General features: G+C 70.0%; 2 protein-coding genes and 1 pseudogene. All 3 read right to left on the bottom strand.

Annotation, left to right across the window (positions count from 1 at the left end; all coding sequences use genetic code 11):
- A pseudogene (thrS, locus tag J5F18_RS06700) lies at positions 1 to 1,653 on the bottom strand (threonine--tRNA ligase); the annotation flags it as partial.
- 36 nt (positions 1,654 to 1,689) lie between these two features.
- On the bottom strand, positions 1,690 to 3,084 hold the full coding sequence (gene cysS / locus J5F18_RS06705) for a cysteine--tRNA ligase (RefSeq protein ID WP_346301508.1): 1,395 nt from the start codon (positions 3,082 to 3,084) through the stop codon (positions 1,690 to 1,692).
- Between the two features lie 78 nt (positions 3,085 to 3,162).
- Positions 3,163 to 3,576, bottom strand: coding sequence for a phosphoribosyl-AMP cyclohydrolase (hisI, locus tag J5F18_RS06710; protein WP_346301509.1), 414 nt, complete (start codon positions 3,574 to 3,576; stop codon positions 3,163 to 3,165).
- Positions 3,577 to 3,644 lie beyond the last annotated feature (68 nt).

Here is a 3,644-nt window from a genome sequence, read left to right on the forward strand (position 1 = left end):
GGAGTCCGCTGCAGGGTCTGCTCGCGGATCTTGTAGCCGATCTTCTCGTTGCGCACGTCGGCCTCGGCGCGCAGCCCGGCGCCGCACAGCGCCTCGTTCAGCGCCTCGGCGTAGCCCGCCTGGGCCTCGGTGATCGACATCACCACCGCCTGCTGCGGCGCCAGCCAGGCGGGCAGCTTGCCGGCGTGATGCTCGATCAGGATGCCGAGGAAGCGCTCCAGGGAGCCGAACAGCGCGCGGTGCAGCAGCACGGGGCGCTGGCGCTGGCCCTGTTCGTCCACGTAGTCGAGCCCGAAGCGCTCGGGCAGGTTCATGTCCACCTGCAGGGTGCCGCACTGCCAGTCGCGGCCGATGGGTGGAGAGCTTGAGGCGCACCTCCTCGAAGCCGAACTCCCGGTAGATGTCGAGCACCAGCGCCACCACCCGGCGGCACTCCGCGTTCATCTGCTCGGGGGTGCAGTAGATATGGGCGTCGTCCTGGGTGAAGTGGCGCACCCGCAGCAGGCCGTGCAGGGCGCCGGAGGGCTCGTAGCGGTGGACCTTGCCGAACTCGCCCATGCGGATGGGCAGGTCGCGGTAGCTCTTCAGGCCGTGGCGGTAGAGCAGCACGCTGCCGGGGCAGTTCATCGGCTTGAGGGCCAGGGAGCGACCATCCTCTGTCTGGGTGGTGTACATGTGCTCCTGATAGTTCTGCCAGTGGCCCGAGGTCTCCCAGAGGCCGCGGTCCATGATGTCCGGCGTGTTCACCTCCACGTAGCCGCCGGCGGCCTGGCGGCGGCGCATGTAGGCGATCAGAGTCTGCAGCACCGTCCAGCCGCCGGGGTGCCAGAACACCGCGCCGGGGGCCTCCTCCTGGAAGTGAAAGAGCCCCAGCTGGCGCCCCAGGCGGCGGTGGTCGCGCTTCTCCGCCTCCTTAAGGCGCTTGAGGTAGGCCTTGAGGGCCTTGCGGTCGGCCCAGGTGGTGCCGTAGAGGCGCTGCAGCTGGGCGTTTCGGGCATCGCCCCGCCAGTAGGCGCCGGAGAGCTTGGTCAGCCGAAAGTGCTTGAGAAAGCGGGTGTTGGGCACGTGGGGGCCGCGGCACATGTCCACGTATTCCTGATGAACGTAGAGCCCCAGGGTGGCTTCGCCGGGCATCTCCTCGATCAGCCGCCGCTTGTAGCGCTCGCCGCGCTCGCGGAAGATCCGCAGGGCCTCTTCCCGCGGCACCTGCCGCTTGATGACCTCGTACTCCTGGGCTATCAGCGCCTTCATGCGCGCCTCGATGGCCGCCTGATCCTCCGGCGTGAAGGGGCGCTCGAAGGCGATATCGTAGTAGAAGCCGTCGTCGATGACCGGGCCGATCACCATCTCGGCGCTCGGATAGAGCTGCTTGACGGCGTGGCCCACCAGGTGGGCGCAGGAGTGGCGGATGATCGCAAGCCCCTCGGGATCGTTTGGCGTGATCACCTGCACCCGGGCGTTCCGAGTGATGGGGTCGCAGGCGTCCACCAGCTTGCCGTCCACCCTGCCGGCCAGCGCCTGGCGGGCCAGGCCGGGGCCGATGGCGGCGGCGATCTCCGCCACGCTGGTGGGGGACGCCAGCGTCAGCTCGCGCTCGTCCGGCAGGGTGATGGTGAGGGTGTCGCCGGCGGCGGGGGAGGGCGTCTCGGTCATGGCGTCGTTCTCATGCGGTTCTCGGGGAGATGGGGATCAGGCGCTGCCGGTTGCGAGCGTCAGCGGCGCCCAGCGGGGGCCTTCGGGCGTGTCGCGCACCTCGGCACCCAGCTCGGCCAGCGCGTCGCGCAGGGCGTCGGCCCTGGCGAAATCGCGCTGTTCACGGGCGCTTTCGCGCTCGGCGACCAGCGCCTCGATGCGCGCCACCGGCAGGTCGGAGCGCCGGGACGAAAGCGCCGCCAGGGCCTCGGCGGGGGGCTGCTGCAGCAGGCCCAGCAACCTGGCCGAGGCCAGCACGGCACCCTGGGCGCGGGCCCGCGCGGCGTCGTCGGCGGCGGCCTTCAGGTCATCCACCAGCCGCTGCAGGCGGGTCAGCGCCTCGGCAACGTTGAGGTCGCGGCGCAGCGCCGCCAACAGTTCGGCATCCGGCGGCGTTGCGGGGTCCGCCTCGAGCCCCTCCACCTCGGAAAGCGCCCGGTAGTGGTCGAGCAGGGTGCGGCGGGCGCGCATCAGGCGCTCGCTGTTCCAGTCCAGGGGGCGGCGGTAGTGGGTGGCAAGCAGGGCCAGGCGCACCGCCTCCCCCGGGGCCAGGTCGAGCAGGTCGCGCACCAGCAGCACGTTGCCCAGCGACTTCGACATCTTCTGGCCGTCCACGGTGACAAAGCTGTTGTGTACCCAGGTATGGCAGTAGCGGGCGCCGTGGGCGCAGGTGCCCTGGGCGATCTCGTTCTCGTGGTGGGGGAAGATCAGGTCCTGGCCGCCCCCATGGATATCAATGGTGTGGCCCAGGTGCTCGCCGATCATGGCGGTGCACTCCACGTGCCAGCCGGGGCGACCGCGACCCCAGGGGCTCTCCCAGCCCGGCTGCTCCGGAGAGGAGGGCTTCCACAGCACGAAGTCCAGCGGATCGCGCTTGTAGGGAGCGACTTCCACCCGGGCCCCGGCCAGCATCTCCTCGGGGCGGCGCCCGGAGAGCTGGCCGTACTCGGCGAAGGAGCCGACCTGGAAGAGCACGTGCCCCTCGGCCTCGTAGGCGTGGCCGCGGGCGATCAGGGTCTCGATCAGCGCGATGATCTCGGGCAAGTGCTCGGTGACCCTGGGCTCGAGGTCCGGCGGCAGCACGCCCAGCGCCCGCATGTCCTCGTGGTAGGCGTCGATATAGCGCGCGGTGATGGTGCGGATCGGCACCCCGGCGTCGGCCGCCGCGGCGTTGATCTTGTCGTCCACGTCGGTGAAGTTGCGCGCATAGACCACCTGCGAATAGTCGTGGCGCAGCACCCGCGCCAGCAGGTCGAAGACCACCGCCGGGCGGGCGTTGCCGATGTGGGCGTAGTTGTAGACCGTGGGGCCGCAGACGTAGAGGGTCACGCGGTCCGGCCGTTCGGTGCGCAGCGTCTCGCGGCGGCGAGTCAGGGTATTGAAGAGTTGCATCGTGCTCCCGTGGGGGGCTCCCATTGTCCTGTATTCAGTCCTGAGGTCGGTCCTGGATTCCGTCAGGCGTCGTTTGCGTCACTGGCTCAGCGGCACGGTGATAACCTCCACCGCGTCGTCGCGAATGGCGTTGTAGAAGCAGTTGGGGCGCCCGGTGTGGCAGGCGGGGCCACTCTGATCCACCCGTAGCAGCACCGCATCGCCGTCGCAGTCCAGCCGCGCCTCGACCAGTCGCTGGCGGTGCCCGGAGCTCTCGCCCTTGCGCCACAGGGTCTGCCGCGAACGCGACCAGTAGCAGACTCGCTCGGTGGTCAGGGTCTCCAGCAGCGCCTCGCGGTTCATCCAGGCCAGCATCAGCACCTCGCCGCTGTCGTGCTGCTGGGCGATGGCGGTGATCAGGCCGTCGGCGTTCCAGGGAATGGCGGCAATCACCTTGGCCAGCGCATGGCGCTCGCCGCGCTCGGCCCGCTCCAGCTGTAGCCAGATATCCATCACGCCTCCTGCCAGTTCCACTGGCTGCGCGCCACGGCGTCGTGGGCGTGCAGACTCTCGGCGTGCAC

The sequence above is a fragment of the Halomonas sp. BM-2019 genome, from assembly GCF_017584085.1.

Coding starts and splice junctions, on each gene's coding strand:
- hisI (WP_346301509.1), bottom strand. CDS start 3,576: ATGGATATCTGGCTACAGCTGGAGCGGGCCGAGCGCGGCGAGCGCCAT.
- cysS (WP_346301508.1), bottom strand. CDS start 3,084: ATGCAACTCTTCAATACCCTGACTCGCCGCCGCGAGACGCTGCGCACC.